The 15,288-nt window shown below is 72.1% G+C and carries 10 protein-coding genes; all 10 read right to left on the bottom strand.

Annotation, left to right across the window (positions count from 1 at the left end):
* Positions 1 to 39: 39 nt before the first annotated feature.
* The gene (locus tag H6693_11590) at positions 40 to 765 is read right to left on the bottom strand and encodes a hypothetical protein (protein ID MCB9516828.1); all 726 of its coding nucleotides are present in this window, start codon (positions 763 to 765) and stop codon (positions 40 to 42) included.
* Positions 762 to 2,411, bottom strand: coding sequence for a hypothetical protein (locus tag H6693_11585; protein MCB9516827.1), 1,650 nt, complete (start codon positions 2,409 to 2,411; stop codon positions 762 to 764). The genes H6693_11590 and H6693_11585 overlap by 4 nt, the downstream gene beginning before the upstream one ends.
* 41 nt (positions 2,412 to 2,452) lie before the next feature.
* Positions 2,453 to 4,570 (bottom strand): hypothetical protein, encoded by a 2,118-nt coding sequence (locus H6693_11580; GenBank protein MCB9516826.1) that lies wholly within the window; start codon positions 4,568 to 4,570, stop codon positions 2,453 to 2,455.
* A gap of 52 nt (positions 4,571 to 4,622) precedes the next feature.
* Positions 4,623 to 5,024 carry a hypothetical protein gene (locus H6693_11575; protein MCB9516825.1) on the bottom strand — a complete coding sequence of 134 codons (402 nt, stop codon included), beginning with the start codon at positions 5,022 to 5,024 and terminating at the stop codon, positions 4,623 to 4,625.
* Positions 4,999 to 5,793: a CDP-alcohol phosphatidyltransferase family protein gene (locus H6693_11570; GenBank protein ID MCB9516824.1), complete on the bottom strand. Its 795-nt coding sequence runs from the start codon at positions 5,791 to 5,793 to the stop codon at positions 4,999 to 5,001. The genes H6693_11575 and H6693_11570 overlap by 26 nt, the downstream gene beginning before the upstream one ends.
* 26 nt (positions 5,794 to 5,819) lie before the next feature.
* Positions 5,820 to 8,591 (bottom strand): pyruvate, phosphate dikinase, encoded by a 2,772-nt coding sequence (locus H6693_11565; protein ID MCB9516823.1) that lies wholly within the window; start codon positions 8,589 to 8,591, stop codon positions 5,820 to 5,822.
* Between the two features lie 33 nt (positions 8,592 to 8,624).
* Positions 8,625 to 10,022 carry a tryptophanase gene (locus H6693_11560; protein ID MCB9516822.1) on the bottom strand — a complete coding sequence of 466 codons (1,398 nt, stop codon included), beginning with the start codon at positions 10,020 to 10,022 and terminating at the stop codon, positions 8,625 to 8,627.
* Between the two features lie 17 nt (positions 10,023 to 10,039).
* Positions 10,040 to 11,089: an asparaginase gene (locus tag H6693_11555; GenBank protein ID MCB9516821.1), complete on the bottom strand. Its 1,050-nt coding sequence runs from the start codon at positions 11,087 to 11,089 to the stop codon at positions 10,040 to 10,042.
* Positions 11,086 to 13,551 carry a hypothetical protein gene (locus H6693_11550; protein ID MCB9516820.1) on the bottom strand — a complete coding sequence of 822 codons (2,466 nt, stop codon included), beginning with the start codon at positions 13,549 to 13,551 and terminating at the stop codon, positions 11,086 to 11,088. The genes H6693_11555 and H6693_11550 overlap by 4 nt, the downstream gene beginning before the upstream one ends.
* 71 nt (positions 13,552 to 13,622) lie before the next feature.
* Positions 13,623 to 15,287 (bottom strand): hypothetical protein, encoded by a 1,665-nt coding sequence (locus H6693_11545; GenBank protein ID MCB9516819.1) that lies wholly within the window; start codon positions 15,285 to 15,287, stop codon positions 13,623 to 13,625.
* Between the last annotated feature and the right edge of the window lies 1 nt (position 15,288).

Genomic DNA, 15,288 nt, shown 5'->3' with positions numbered 1-15,288 from the left:
TACGAGTACGAGCAGAAGCAGGAGCCGGCGCACGTCCACCTAGCGCAGCAGCAGGCGCAGGCCGTGGCTCGTCCCCAGGGCCGGATGGAAGCGCTCCTCCAGCCGCAGGGCGATGCGGCCCCCGTCGACGCGGACCGCCACGGCCTGCCAGCCCGGCCACTGGCTTTCGAGGCCGAGGGCCAGCGCGCCGACGCCCCGCTCCAGGGCGAGGCCCTCCTCCGCGCCGTCCGGCCCCGCCTGACGGCGCCAGAGCCGCAGGATCCACCCCGCCTCGGCGACGCTCAGGCCGAGCTGCGCCGCCGCGCTGCGCGGCGCGGGCCCGCGAGGCCCGAGCAGCCGGGCGCTCAGGACGCAACGCGGCCGCCGGCCCAGGGCCGCCTCCAGGCGCAGCGCGGCGCTGCCCCGGCCGCCGTCGATGCGCTCGCCGCTCCAGGCCAGCCCCAGCGCCAGCCCTCCCGCGAGACGCCGCCGCGCCCCCGCGCGCAGGCTCCAGGCCCCCAGCGGGCCCCAGTCCTGGCGCGTGGCGAGGACGTCCAGTTCCAGGCCCGCTGCCGCCGCGGCCAGTCCCAGCTCCTGCACCCGGGCGTCCAGTCCGTAGGGCCGCCACTGGCCGAAGAGGACGCGCGGCGTCCAGGGACCCAAACCGTCGAGCGACGCCTGGAGCTCCCGCGGCGAGCGCTCAGGGTAGAGGCTGAGGAGCTGCGCCCGCGCCGGCGTCGCCAGCGCGAGAGCGAGCACGGCGAGCCGGCCGGCGACGCCCCTCACGTCCCGCTCCGCCGCAGGGCGGCCACGGCGCGGAGCGCGCGCGGGCGGCCATCGGGGGACTGCCAGCGCGCGAGCAGGGGGTAGGCGCCGTCCACGAGCTCGCGGCCGCGGGCGTCGCGGCCGTCCCAGACGAGGCGCGCGAGGCCGCTGGCCAGGCTCGCCTCGAGGCGCTGCACCGGGCGTCCCGCGGCGTCGAAGATGTCCACGGCCAGCGCGCCGCCCTCGCCGCGCAGGTCGAGCCAGAGGCGTTCCCGCCGCGGATCGAAGGGGTTCGGCGTCAGGGCCAGGCCGCCGGCCGTGGGCGCCGGCGGTGGCGACGTGCCCGCCAGCGGCGTCGCCCCCGTCGGACAGGGCGCCCAGGGCGGCAGGCCGCCGCTCGGGTAGTCGCGCAGACGCTCGAGGCTCCAACCGCGTGCCGGCACCCAGTCGCCGCGGTAGAGCGCGCCGTCGCTGCGGCGGCCGGCGGCGTCGTCGAGGCGGAGGCCGTCGGTCCAGCCGGGCGCCTCGTCCGATTCGCCGCTGTTGGCGAGGCTCGGCCAGGGGCTGGCGGCGAGCAGCCGGTCCGGATCCAGGGCGGGCCACTGCGCGCGCAGGAGCTCGGGGTCGGGGCAAAGAATGAAGCGCGCGCCCGCGGGCAGCGGCGGAGGGCGGAAGCTCGCCGCGGTGCCGCCCAGGTCCGAGAGCTGGAAGTCCTCCAGTCCCGAGAGCGGCTCGCGGCAGAGGCACTCCACCCACTCCACACCGCCGCTGGTGGGCGCGAAGAGGATCTCGGCCAGCTGCAGCGGGCCGAGGCCTACGGCCAGCGGCAGGGTCAGGGTGTCGGCGGGTTCGCCGTCGGGCGCGAGCAGCGCGATCGCGAGGGAATAGGCTCCCGCGGGCAGGCCCGGCAGCGCGATCGCCGCGCGGGCGCTCTGGCCCGGCGGGAGGTCGGGCAGCGCGCCGCGTGGCACGCCGTCCACCGCGAGGACGAGCGGCGCCCCCCAGGGATCCCGTCCGTCGTTGGCCACGTCCACGGCGAGCGTGCAGGGGGCGGCGGGCGCCACGGGCAGCCAGGGGGCCGCGACCGCGCGCAGCGCGGCGCGGAAGGGCGGCAGGTTGAGCGCGCCGGGACTGGGCGTGGCGGGGAACCAGTCGAGCGCGTTCTGGTCCGTGTCCACGCCGTCGGGCTGACGGGCCAGCGCGAGGCCCGACGGATCGTCGGCGGCGGCCGCCTCCACGAGCGACGGATCCAGCCCCTCGCCATAGCCCAGGAGGTCGAGCAGGGTCTCCCCGGCGAGCAGGCGCAGCGCCTCGGGCCCGTTCTGCATGTCGAGATCCACGGTGACGTCCGCGCCCGCCACCGCCGGCTCCCCCACCAGGAAGAGCGCGCCGGGCGCGAGCGCCAGTTCCCCGGACCAGAGCAGTTCCCAGTCACCCGGCGTCGCGCCGTTGCAGAACTCCAGGCGGACGTCGGCGAGCCGCACGCTGTCGTCGCCGGCCGCGATGAGCTCCACGAACTCGCCGTCGCCGTCGGCGCCCGGCGGGTCGTAGAGCACCTCGTTCAGCAGGAGCCCGGCGCGGGCCTGGCTGGCCAGGATGACCCAGAGCAGGTAGAGACAGAAGGCGGCGACGAGCAGCAGACGGCGTGCGACGCGACCGGCGTCCATGTTGACCTCCCCGGCCCCGCGGCCGAGGAGGACAGCGGGACCTAGACCATGCCGAAGCGCTTCCTCAGTCCCCACTCGAGGCCGAGCAGGGCGAGGAGGAGGAGGAAGGCCAGGGGATGCTGCCACAGGCGCAACACGCTGCGCGCGACGCTGGCGCGCGGGGTGAAGTCGAGCGCGGCGTCGAGCCCGTCGAGATCGCCGACCGCGAGCAGTTCGCCCCCGCTGCGGGCGGCCAGCCAGCGCAGGGTCTCCGGCCGGGCGGCGAGCTCGCGCAGCTCGCGGCGGGGCGGCTGCACGGGCAGCTCCAGCCGGCGACTCAGCTGCTCTCCGCTGGGGAGCGTGGCCGTCAGGCCGAGTCGATAGACGCCCGACGGCAACGCCGGCAGCTGTCCGGCGTAGCCCTCCGCCGCGGCCTCGGGCTGGAAGCTGCCGCCGGCCAGCAGGCTGTCGCCGCGGCTCAGGCTCCAGTCCAGCGCGGCGCCTGCGACCGGGCGAAAGTCCGGATCGAAGACCTCGGCGTGCAGGCGGCCGGGCTGGGAGGCCATGAGCGGTTCGTCGCCCCAGTCCACCAGGAGCCGGCCCGGCGGATCCTCGCGCGCCACCCAGCGCAGCAGTCCCGAGAACAGCTCGGCGTAGAGCAGGCGGCCGTCGTCGCCCTGCAGCCGCCAGCGCCAGAAGCCTTCGCCGCTGGCCGCCACGGTGCGCTGCCCCCCGAGCTCGCGCGCGGCGAGCACGGGGACGTCCCCCACGGCGAGCAGCACGCGGCCGTCGGCCAGGGGATTGCGGTCCACGCGCACCATCGCGGGCAGCGCGCTCGGGGCGATGCCCAGCGTCAGCGCGCCCTGCAGCGCGGGGTGGCGCGTGGCGTCGGGTCCCCAGTCCAGCACCTGCTCGCGGCGCGGCGGCGCCATGCCCGGGACGTCCACGCGCCAGCGCGCCGGCAGGCGCGCGCGGCCGGGGCGCGCCAGGAAGGCGTCCATGATCAGCACGCCGCCGCGCAGGGGCAGGCGTTCGAGCAGCGCCGGATCCCACTGCGGCGCCCAGGAGTGCAGGACCAGCCCGTGGATCTCGCCGTTGTCGGAGCCGTCGGCGCCCGCGCCGCCCTCCGGCGTCCAGGGCCGGCCGCTGGGGGACTCGCGCAGGCCGCCGTCGGGCCCGGCCGTCACCAGGCGAAGGTCGAGCGCCTCTTCGCCGCGAAGGCCGTCCATCAGCGCGGATAGATCCCAGTCGGGACGGCCCGCGAGCACCAGCACGCGCAGCTTGCTCTCCACCACGCGCACGGCCAGGAGACGTCGATCGTTGCCCGGCGCGGCGTCGGGCCCGGCGTGCTCGAGGGCGAGCTCGAGCATGTGCTCGCCGACGCCGTCCAGCTCCAGCGAGAGATCGAGCCGCGCGCCCGTCTCGCCGGGCTCCAGCAGCCAGTCCCGGGCCGCCAGCTCGCGGCCGCCCTCGGTCACGCGAAGACGGCCCTGTCGCGCGGTCACGCCCGTGGCGGCGATGTCCACGGTGAGCGGCAGGCGCGAGCCCTTGCGCAGCACCGAGAGCGCGTCCACGCGGTCGATGCGCAGGTCCGGCGGCGCGACGCTGTCCCCGAGCGCCATCGCGAAGATGGGACGCCCCCGCTCCAGCGCGCTGCTCCAGAGGCCGCCCTCGGTGTCGCAGCCGTCGCTGAGCAGGAGCAGCGCCTCGCCGGGCTCGGCCGGTGGCAGCGCCGCGAGGGCGCCGCCCAGGTCCGTCAGCGGCGCGGTGGCGCGCGCGGGCAGCTCGCCCTCGCGCAGCTCCATCCCGAAGGCCGCCGGCTCGACGCGCAGGCGGCCGCGATAGCGGCGGGCGACGTCGTCCACGAGCGCGCGGGCGCCGGCGTAGCGGCTCGGCCCCGTGCTGTCCGCGCCGGCGGGGCGCTCCATGCTCGCGGAGGCGTCCACCAGGACCCGCAGCAGCGGCGGCGTCGAGTGCGGTCGCTCGAGCACGAGGTCCAGTCCACCCAGCATCAGCGCCAGCAAGAGCGATGCCGCCAGCCGCAGCGCGAGCAGCAGGCGGCGACGCGCGGGTCCGATGGGCGTGAGGGTGCGACGGTAGGCCCAGACGGCCCAGCCACAGAGGGCGAAACCGACGAGCAGTGCGGCGAGAGGGGCGGCCAGCTGGGCGTCGAGCTGCACGTCGAGGGGTCCTTCCGGCGGCGGGCGACTCCGTCGGGAGTCGATCCGCTGTCTAGTCGTCCACGCGGTTTCCGTTCCCGACGCGCAGGAGCGACAGGGCGCGGCCGCCGCCGTCCTCGCTGCGCAGGGGATTGGCGGGATCGAGGTGCAGGGACCAGTCGTCCCGTGTCTCCACGGCGAGCAGATAGCGGTACTCGCCGGGCGCGAGGTTCAGCGTCAGCTCCCAGCGGTCGCCGCCCATGCGCTGGAAGGGGCTGCGCTGGGGCGTCCAGTCGTTGAAGTCCCCGCTGGCGTAGACGGCCAGCGCCTCGCCGCGGTACTCCAGCAGCACGTGCGCGGCCGTGCCCTCCCAGGTCGTCACCGGCTGGCGCGCCGGGGTGCTGCAGCCCGTCGCGAGCACGAGCAGCAGGAGACAGCAGAGCAGGCGATCAGTCCGCGTCGCTTTCGAGGTCATGGCGCATCTCCGCGAGCATCGTCCGCCCGAGCAGCAGCAGCTGCGCGGTGACCAGCACCTGCAACACGCCGAGCGCGCGTGGCGTCCAGCGGTCCACGACCGGCGTGTCGAAGAGCAGGAATGCCAGCAGCAGCGAGTACTGGATGAAGTAGAAGAGCCGTCCGAGGAAGGTGGCGCGCACGGGCACGCCGCCGGCGTAGAGCTTGAGAAAGAGCGCGCCGCCCAGCAGGGTGCCGTAGCGGATGCCCGCCAGCACCAGCAGCCAGCCCGGCAGCCGCTGGGCGGCGGCGAGGGCGACGAAGGTGAGGCCGCAGAAGAGCGCGTCGATGCTCGGGTCCGCGATGCGGCCGAGCTGCGTGACGTCGTTCATGCGCCGCGCGAGGTGGCCGTCCAGCCAGTCCGTGACCGCCGCGCCGAGGAAGACCAGCCCCGCCATCATGCTCTCGCCCTGCAGCACGAGGACGCCCACGAGGGGGATCGACAGCACCCGGATCAGCGTGACGCGCGTGGCGAGGTTGAGGCGCGTGAGGGGCTGTCCCTCCGCGGTGTAGAGCAGGTGGACGTTCCGGCCGAGCACGGCGTTCACCAGCAGCGTCCAGGGCAGGGCGGCGACGAGGTAGACCGCGCCGACGCGCGGCGGCCCCGGCCGCCAGGCCAGCAGCGCCGCGAGGGCGGTCTGCACCAGGAGCAGCGCGGTGGTGTAGCGGCGCACCGAGCGCAGGACGGCCGGCCGATCCATGCGCGCCGCCGCCTCGCGCGCCAGGCGCAAGGCGGCGGAGTCGATGCGCTCGGAACTCAGGCCTTCACCCCCGGCGACGAGGCTCCCTCGCTCTCGGAGGCCTTGAGCACCGCGTGGGCCGCGGCCAGCCGGGCGACGGGCACGCGATACGGCGAGCAGCTCACGTAGTTGAGGCCGACGCCGTCGCAGAACTCCACGCTGCTCGGATCGCCGCCGTGCTCGCCGCAGATGCCGACCTTCAGACCGCCGCGCACGCTGCGCCCCTTCTCGAAGCCCATGCGCACGAGCTGGCCGACGCCGCTCTGATCGAGGCGCGCGAAGGGGTCGGCCGGGTAGATGCCGAGCTCCACGTAGTAGGGTAGGAAGCGGCCGGCGTCGTCGCGGCTGAGGCCGAGGGCCGTCTGCGTGAGGTCGTTGGTGCCGAAGGAGAAGAACTCGGCCTCGGCGGCGATCTCGTCGGCGGTGAGGGCGGCGCGGGGCAGCTCGATCATGGTGCCGACGAGGTAGTCCACGCGCGCGCCCATCTCGGCGAAGACGGCCTTGGCCGTGTCGTCCACCACCTTGCGCTGCAGCGCGAGCTCCTTGACGTTGCCCACCAGCGGGATCATCACCTCGGGCAGCGCGCGCACACCGGTTTTCTGGACGGCCACGGCGGCCTGGAAAATGGCCCGCGCCTGCATGGCGGTGATCTCCGGGTAGACGATGCCCAGGCGGCAGCCGCGGTGGCCGAGCATGGGGTTGGCCTCGCTGAGCTGCTCCACCTTGGCCTTGAGGCGCTCGGCGGGGACGCCCAGCTTGCGCGCCAGGTCGCCGATCTCGCCGTCGCCGTGGGGCAGGAACTCGTGCAGCGGCGGATCCAGGGTGCGGATGGTGACGGGCAGGCCGTCCATCGCGCGGAAGATGCCCTCGAAGTCGGACTGCTGCATGGGCAGGATCTTGGCGAGCGCCGCCTCGCGGCCGGGGAGCGTGTCGGCGAGGATCATCTCGCGCACCGCGTCGATGCGCTCGCCCTCGAAGAACATGTGCTCGGTGCGGCAGAGGCCGATGCCCTGGGCGCCGAAGCGTCGCGCGACCGTGGAGTCCACGGGCGTGTCGGCGTTGGTGCGCACCTTGAGGCGGGCGTAGCCGTCGGCCAGGGACATGATGCGGTCGAACTGCTGGAAGAGCAGGCTCTTCTCCCGCGGCAGGTCCTGGTCGATGAGCACCTGCACGATCTCGCTGGGGCGCACGGGGATCGAGCCCTCGAGCACCTCGCCGGTGAGGCCGTCGATGCTGAGCGCGTCGCCTTCGCGGAAGGTCTTGCCGGCGACCCGCATGACGCCGTGTGCATAGTCAATCTCCAGGGCGCCGCAGCCGGCCACGCAGCTCTTGCCCATGCCGCGGGCCACCACGGCCGCGTGGCTGGTCATGCCGCCGCGGCTGGTGAGGATGCCCTCGGCCGCGTGCATGCCCTGGATGTCGTCCGGGCTCGTCTCGATGCGCACCAGCAGCACCTTCTCGCCCTCGGCGGCGCGGCGCGCGGCCTCGTCGGCGCTGAAAGTGATGGCGCCGGTGGCCGCGCCCGGGCCGGCGTTCAGGCCCTTGGCCAGCAGGCCGCCCTTGTCGATGGCCGCCGCCTTGGCCTTCTGGTCGAAGACCGGCAGCAGCAGCTGCGTCAGCTGGCCGGGGTCCACGCGCAGGACGGCCGTCTTCTCGTCGATGAGGCCCTCGCCGAGCATCTCGGCGGCCACGCGCACGGCGGCGAAGCCGGTGCGCTTGCCGTTGCGGGTCTGCAGCATCCAGAGGCGGCCCTGCTGGATCGTGAACTCGATGTCCTGCATGTCCCGGTAATGCCGCTCGAGCTTCTTGTAGATGGCCACCAGCTCGTCGTAGCACTCGGGGAACTCCTCCTCGAGGCTCGGCAGCGGGTTGTCCGGATCCTTGCTGGCCTTGTTGAGCGGCTGGGGCGTGCGGATGCCCGCCACCACGTCCTCGCCCTGGGCGTTCTTGAGGTACTCGCCGTAGAAGCGGTTCTCGCCCGTGGACGGATCGCGCGTGAAGGCCACGCCCGTGGCGCAGTCCTGGCCCATGTTGCCGAAGACCATCGCCTGCACGTTCACCGCCGTGCCCCAGCTGGCGGGGATGTGATTCAGGCGGCGGTAGGCCTCGGCGCGCGGGTTGTCCCAGCTCAGGAAGACCGCGTCGATGGCGCCCCAGAGCTGCTGCCAGGGCTCGTCCGGGAAGGGATGCCCCGTGCGCTCGGCGACCAGCGCCTTGAACTCGCCCACCAGCTCGGCCAGATCGTCGGCGCTGAGCTCCGTGTCGAGGCTGACCCCGCGCGCGTTCTTCTTGGCCTGGAGCAGCTCCTCGAAGGGATCGTGCACGTCGCCGCGCACGCGCAGCACGACGTCCCCGTACATCTGCACGAAGCGGCGGTAGGAGTCGTAGGCGAAGCGGCGGCTGGTGTCGTCGTGGATCAGGCCCTGCACGGTGCTGTCGTTGAGGCCGATGTTGAGGACGGTGTCCATCATGCCCGGCATCGACGCACGCGCGCCGCTGCGCACGGAGAGCAGCAGGGGGCGCTTGGCGTCGCCGAACTTGCCGCCCATGACGCGCTCGATGGCGGCCACGCCCTGCTCCACCTGGTCCGCCAGGTCCTGCGGCCGCTGGTGGCCGTGCGCGCCGAACCAGTTGCAGACCTCGGTGGTGATGGTGAAGCCCGCCGGCACGGGGATGCCCAGGCTGGCCATCTCGGCCAGGTTGGCGCCCTTGCCGCCCAGCAGGTTCTTCATGCCGGCGTTGCCCTCGGCGGAACCCCCGCCGAAGGTGTAGACCTTCTTCTGGCTGATCTCGATCATGCTTCGCTCTCTCCCACTCTCGGCTCAGACGGCCGAAACGCTCTTTTGTTCGATGAAGTCCAGGGTCGCGGAGAAGTGGCGCAGGAAGGGCGGGGCCTTGACGATCTTCATCCCCTCCAGCTCCTCGCGCTTCTCGTAGAGGTCGAGGAGCGCCTGGGCCACGTAGTTCATGTGCATGGTGGTGTAGACGCGCCGCGGAATCGCGAGGCGCACCAGCTCCAGCCGCGCCGTCCGCTCGGCGCCCGTGGCGGGATCCTTGCCCCCGAACATCAGGGTGCCGATCTCCACTCCGCGCACGCCGGATTCGATGTAGAGGTTCACCGCCAGCGACTGGCCGGGAAAGGCCGTGGGCGGGATGTGCGGCAGGAACTCGCCCGCGTTGACGTAGACCGCATGCCCCCCCGCCGGCCGCAGGATGGGCACCCCGCCTTCCTCGAGCTGCTCGGCCAGGTTGGCCACCTGGCCCAGGCGGAACTGCAGGTAGCGCTCGTCGAGCACCTCGCGCAGGCCGCGGGCGATGGCCTCGAGATCCCGCCCCGACAGCCCGCCGTAGGTGGGGAAGCCCTCCACCAGGATGAGCAGGTTGCGGATGCGGTCGGCGAGCTCCCCGTCGCGCATGGCGAGGAAGCCGCCCATGTTGACCATGCCGTCCTTCTTCGCGCTCATCGTGCAGCCGTCCACCTGGGAGAACATCTCGGCCACGATCTCGGGGACGCTGCGTTCGGCGTAGCCCTCCTCGCGGCTCTTGATGAAGTAGGCGTTCTCCGCGAAGCGGCAGGCGTCGAAGAAGAGCGGCAGCTTGTGCGCGCGGCAGACGGCGCTCACGGCCTTGATGTTGGCCATGGACACCGGCTGGCCGCCCCCGCTGTTGTTGGTGACGGTCAGCATCACCAGGGGGATGCGCTCCGTGCCCTTCTCGGCGATGAGACGCTCGAGGGCGGCCACGTCCATGTTGCCCTTGAAGGGGGCCACCAGGTGCGGGTCCCGGCCCTCCGGGCAGAGCAGGTCCAGGGCCTCGGCGTCGTGATACTCCACGTTGGCGCGGGTGGTGTCGAAGTGGCTGTTGTTCGGCACCACCATGCCCTTGCCGAGCACGGTGGAGAAGAGCAGGTTCTCGGCGACGCGCCCCTGGTGCACGGGGATCACGTGCTCGAGGCCGAAGATGTCGTGCACCGCCTGCTCGAAGTTGAAGTAGTTGCGGCTGCCGGCGTAGGCCTCGTCGCCGAGCATGATGCCGGCCCACTGGTTGTCGCTCATGGCGCTGGTGCCGGAGTCGGTGAGCAGGTCGATGTAGATCTCGTCGGCGCGCAGCTTGAACAGGTTGTTGCCCGCGCGGGCGATGGCGGCCACCCGCTCCTCGCGGGTGATGGCCCGGATCGGCTCGACCACCTTGACTTTGAAGGGCTCGATGTAGCGCTCCATGCTTACCTCCTGCGCGGCTAGCGGAGAGGGGGCCCGGCCGCGGCGGTCGGCAGCCCTTCCGGCAGCACCTCCACCCGCCCGGTCACCCGTCCCGACGCGTCAATCTGTTCAGCGTGCCGCCATTCTGCCACTCTCTCCAAGTCTTTTCCACGGAGTATTTCCCAGCGCTCCAGCAGCGCCAGGACCACGGGTCCCACCGCGCGATCGGAGCCGTCCGCGACCTTGAGGGCGAGCCCCAGGGCGCGCCCGGGCAGGGCCAGCAGCTCCACGGCCTCGGCGCCGCTCTTGGCCAGGATCCGGCCGCCGCCCGCCCGCATCAGATCGGTGTCCAGCCGACGTCGGCTTCCCCCCACCAGTTCGGGGTGCGCGAGCTGGGCCGCGATCACGCGGCGCACGGCGGCTGCCCAGGGGAGCTCGGGCCGCGGCAGGCCGGCGGGCAGGTCGTCCGCCACGAGGGCGGCCATGGCCCGGGCGAGCGCGGCGAGGGGCAGGCGGAAGCTGGGCGCGCTGCAGCCGTCCCAGCCCAGCTCGGGTTGCATCCCGCCGGCGAAGGCCGCCAGCGTGTCGCGGATGAGGCGCTGCCCCGGGCCCTCGGGGTCGCGGTAGTCCGCGGGGGAAGCCCCGAGCGCGCGCGCCAGCAGGAGCATGCCGGCGTGCTTGCCCGAGCAGTTGTGATAGAGCGGGCTGTCGGGCGCCCCCTGGCGGATCTGCTCGCGGGCGCTGGCGCCGTCGAAGGGGCGGTGGTAGCCGCAGGCGAGATCGCGCTCGGCCAGTCCGCCCGCGGCGAGGATCTCCGCGACCAGCGCGCGGTGCCGCGGCTCGCCGCTGTGCGAGCCGCAGATGACGGCCAGGTGCGCGTCGCCGAGGCCGTGCCGCTCGAGCAGCCCGAGGGCGACGAACGGCAGCGCCTGGAAGGCCTTCACGCTGCTGCGCGCCCAGATCGGCTGCCGGGGATCGCCGCGGCTGTCGAGGATGCGGCCCGCGGCGTCCACCAGGGCCCACGCGCCGCGGTGGCGGGACTCCTCGCGCCCGGAGCGCGTCACGCGGGCCAGCTCGCACCAGTTCACCGGTGCTGCATCCCCATGATGTCGCCGAGGATGTGACCGAAGAGGCCGCGCGCGACGTCCCGATCCAGATAGTAGGGTACGAAGCCCAGCACCACGTTGGGCGCGTCGGGATTGTGGAGGCTCACGACGCCGATCGCGTGCCGGACGCCCATCCCCGTGGCGTAGCGCGATTCGTTGTAGTGGCCGCCGTCGCCGCGAAGGTAGGGATGCGACGCCGTCGGCGCGGTCCCCCAGCGGGTGGTCGAATCCGCGGGGATGTAGTGGAGCATCGGGAGCAGCTGGCTGTCGCGAAGCTGCACGGGCGGCGTGAAGGACTGGGCGAAGCGGTCCCAGTTGTAGATCTCGCCGTCGGAGAGGCCGAACTCCTCGTGGACGGCCCCGGGATCGTCCCAGCTCGAGGGCAGGTTGAAGATGGGGCCGGCGTCCTCGAACCACGCGTAGACGTCCGCCGCGAAGCGCAGCGTGTCGGGCGGCGACCAGCCCGTGCCGATCGGAAAGGAGTCCTGCTCGCCGCCGGTGTAGCCGATGCCCGTGAGACCCCAGAACGTGCGCGCGTTGCGCAGGTCCGCCGAGCTCGCGCCGGGGAAGAGGCGGGGGTTCGCGTCCACGGCCTTGGTGACGGCGTCGAGGGACAGGTGCTTCCAGGGCAGGAAGTTCCGCACGGCGGCCGCGGACTCGTTGGGAGAGCCGCCGGAATAGCCCATGTACTTCAGGAAGGCCATCGGGCTCTTCCGCTGGTAGAGCGAGGTGTGCATCTGGCTCAGCGTCGGAAGCATGGCGAAGACGGGATGCACGCCGCAGAGCAGCAGCTCGCCGCCGCGCTCGAGGAACGAGCTCAGGTAGTCGTAGGGGATCTCCCCGCCGTAGGAGTAGGGATCCACCATCGTGGCCAGACGGGCGATTGCCGAGCCGCCGGGCTCCGTCTCGCGCACCTCCCAGAGCACCCGCCGGTACTGCCCGAGCACCTGCATGTACGGCACGGGATCGACGCCGGTCACGCGGAAGAAGTCGCGGCCCGGCACGTAGTCGGGAAACTCCGCCAGCACGATCCGCCACCACTCGTACTGCTGGGTGTTCGAGTGCGGGTAGGTGCCCCAGGTGAAGGGCGCGCCCTGATCCCAGGCCTGGAAGGGGTTCTCGCAGGGCGTGTTGTCGTAGTCGTCCACCATGAGCAGGTGGAACTCCATCGTGAAGGGGACGACGAAGAAGCGGTAGGTGACGCGCGTGCTGCGGCCGCTGAAGTCGCGGGCCTCGAGGGTGAAGCTGTGCGTGCCGCTGGGGAAGCTCGCGGAGCTGGACGTGTTGCCGAGCGACCAGCTGGTCCACTGGTCGTCCTCGTTCAGATCCACGATGTCCCAGCCGTAGCGATAGCCCGTGATCTCGCTGCCGTACTCGCCGGCGGAGGCCGTCCAGCTGAGGTTGAGGGGCTGTCCCTCGGCCACGTCGTAGTCGTAGAACTGCTCGTGGCTGACGTAGTTCGTCCCCAGGGAGCGCTCGTAGATGGTCAGGCGCGGCTGCAGATCGGCCACCACGCGCATCTTGCGCAGGTTCTTGCCGTCGCGGTAGTGGCTGGTGATGGCGCCGGCCTCGTCCTTGGCCTGGACCAGGAAGAGGTAGAAGCCCTCGCCGTCGGGTCCCGCGGGCGTGAGCCCGGTGAGCAGCGCGGTCTGGCCGCTCACCTCGGGGTTCAGGCTGTCCACTTCCAGCCAGTGGCGCCAGGGACTCCAGATGCTGTCGGGAAGGGACAGCATGCGCCCGGTGTTCTGGTTGTCCAGACCCAGCTCGCCGCGCTGCAGCAGCGCGAAGCGGGTGGAGTCCGGGTCGATGACCGTGCCGTCGCCCACCGAGTCGTCGCCCACCCACTGGAAGAAGACGTCCGGCGGCAGGTTGTCGTAGCCTCCCACGCCGCCGATGTCGTGGGGAAAGCGGACCTTCACCTCGGGCGCCACGTTCGTGGCCGTGAAGCTTCGGTGCGCCGGCACGCGCGAGACCAGACCCTCCCGGTCCACCGCGCGGATGAAGAAGGTGTGCTGCGCGCGGAACAGGAAGTGGTCGCCGTAGAAGTAGAGCGAGTCCTGCGGGTCGACGGCCGGATCGGGGATGGAGTCCGCGGTCACGGTGAAGATGCTGTCGTGGCCGAACACATCCGCCCAGCGATAGCCCAGCGCATCCAGCGTGTCGTAGATGTCCTCGTCGATCAGCAGCGGACCGGTGACGCGATCGTCGCTGACGAGAAACTGGAAGCGGTCCACCTGTCCGTCGGGATCCGAGCCGTGCCAGTAGAAGTGGATGCGATAGCCGCTGTCGGGATCGCCTTCGGGCGGGCCCGCCGAGAGCGCGATGCGGGGAGGCTGGTTCGCCGGAGCGTCGCCGTGGATGCGCTCGCCGCAGCCGAAACTCAGCGCCAGCGCGATCACCACGAAGAGCAGCAGTGCAAATCCTGGCCTGATGCTGCCGCGCATGCTGCCTTCCTTCACGCGCACGGCCCTCCGTCCGTGCCGGGCGGAGGGCCGTCGGGACCGTGGGGCGGGCGTCAGCGGATGATCACCAGCCGCCCGTACTCCTCGTCGCTCCCCCGACCTTCGCAGCGATAGACGTAGACGCCCGACGCCACGTACTCGCCCGCCAGATTCCGCGTGTCCCAGACCACGTTCCGCGTATTGGGATCGTGGTTCTCCGTCTCGAAGACCAGATCGCCGGCCACGGTGTAGACCTTGAGCCGCGTGTTCGCGGTAACGCCCACGAACCGCACCACCTTGCCGGGGAAGTTGTGGTAGTTCGGGTCGTCGAAGGCGCTCTTGCCCGTGCGCAGCGGATTGGGCACGCAGTAGACGTGCTTCTCGAGGACCTCGCCGGCCGGACGGTTGAAGACCAGCGTCTCCGCCACGTCGTCGAGATTCTCCTTGGCCGTGCTGCTGGCCACGTAGTGGTCGTTCTCGCCGCTGTTGGGGCGGAAGCCGCGGTCGAAGGAGGTGATCGCGTAGCTGTACTCGAAGCCGTTGTGCACGTCGAAGTCCAGGTAGAGGCGCTCGTCGGTGTTGCCGAAGACCGGCGTCAGCGTGACGGGATCATAGCCGTAGTACGGCGGCGGCGCGCTGGGGCTGAACTCCCCGCCGATCCACCACCAGTACTGCTTGTCGCGCTCCTCGTTGCGGGAGATCTTCCAGATGTTCACCCAACCCTCGTTGGAGCCCACGGTCTTTCTCCAGACGAGATAGCCCTCGAACTCCTCGGCCACGAGGCGCCAGCGGAAGCCGTCGCCGATGACCCCGGGCGTGAACGACGCGTAGATCCCGTAGGCGGAGGGATCGCTCTCGGGATCCCACTGCCCATTGGGATACCAGGCGCTCGGAAAGAGGCCGTAGGCGCAGTCGATGTTCGTGTCCAGCAGCCGCACCGAGTCCGCCGCCACCCGCGTGTAGGTGGAGTACAGATTGAAGCGTCCGGTCAGGGCGGGATCCCCGGGCGCGTAGGCGAACTCGGGCTGAGGCATGTAGCTCTCTTTCCAGCTCAGCACGGTGTTCACCGTCAGCGTGTCCCCGATCGCCATGAGGTACTGCGGCGTGTCGTACCAGAGCACGCCGCCGATGGTGTGGCTGCTGGCCGTCCAGGCCGCCACGGACGGGTCGCTGGGGCTGGGCACCACGTCGCCCATGAACCGCGCGCCGGAGCTGTACTCGAAGACGAAGAGCTGGTCGCGATCGCCGGTGTAGGATCCGTAGACCTGAAGCTGGGGCGTCACCAGCACCGTGTCACCGGGGGCCGAGCCCGGCGCCGGATCCGGGACCCACACGCCGCCGCCACGGATCAAGGGCTCGCGAAGAATCTGCGTGCCCTGGGGGCGCGTCCATTCGAAGGTGATCATGTCCCGCGTACGCCAGCCCTCGGGCAGGAAGTAGTGCGGCGGGTCCTCTTCCTGCGGGTCGAACTCCGCGGCCAGGCCGAAGTAGGTGAACTCGGTCTGCGGCAGGTAGTAGGCGTTGCTCACCGCGTCGAGATGCGTCCCCCCCACCGGGTAGAAGGGCGTCAGGCTCCAGTCGGGTGCGGGCAGCAACAACGTGTCGGCGAACACGGCGGCCGGCGGCATCGCACCGGGGTCGCAGAGTTGCGCGACGGCGGGCGTCGTCAGCAGCGACAGGCCCAGCGCGATCGAGGTCCAACGGCGCGTCCGTCGCGCCCAACTCGGCGGGTAGCTCATC

This window comes from Candidatus Latescibacterota bacterium (assembly GCA_020633725.1).
Taxonomy (GTDB): domain Bacteria; phylum Krumholzibacteriota; class Krumholzibacteriia; order JACNKJ01; family JACNKJ01; genus VGXI01.
Note: the sequence above shows the minus strand (reverse complement) of the source record. Positions and strands in the feature narration are given on the sequence as shown.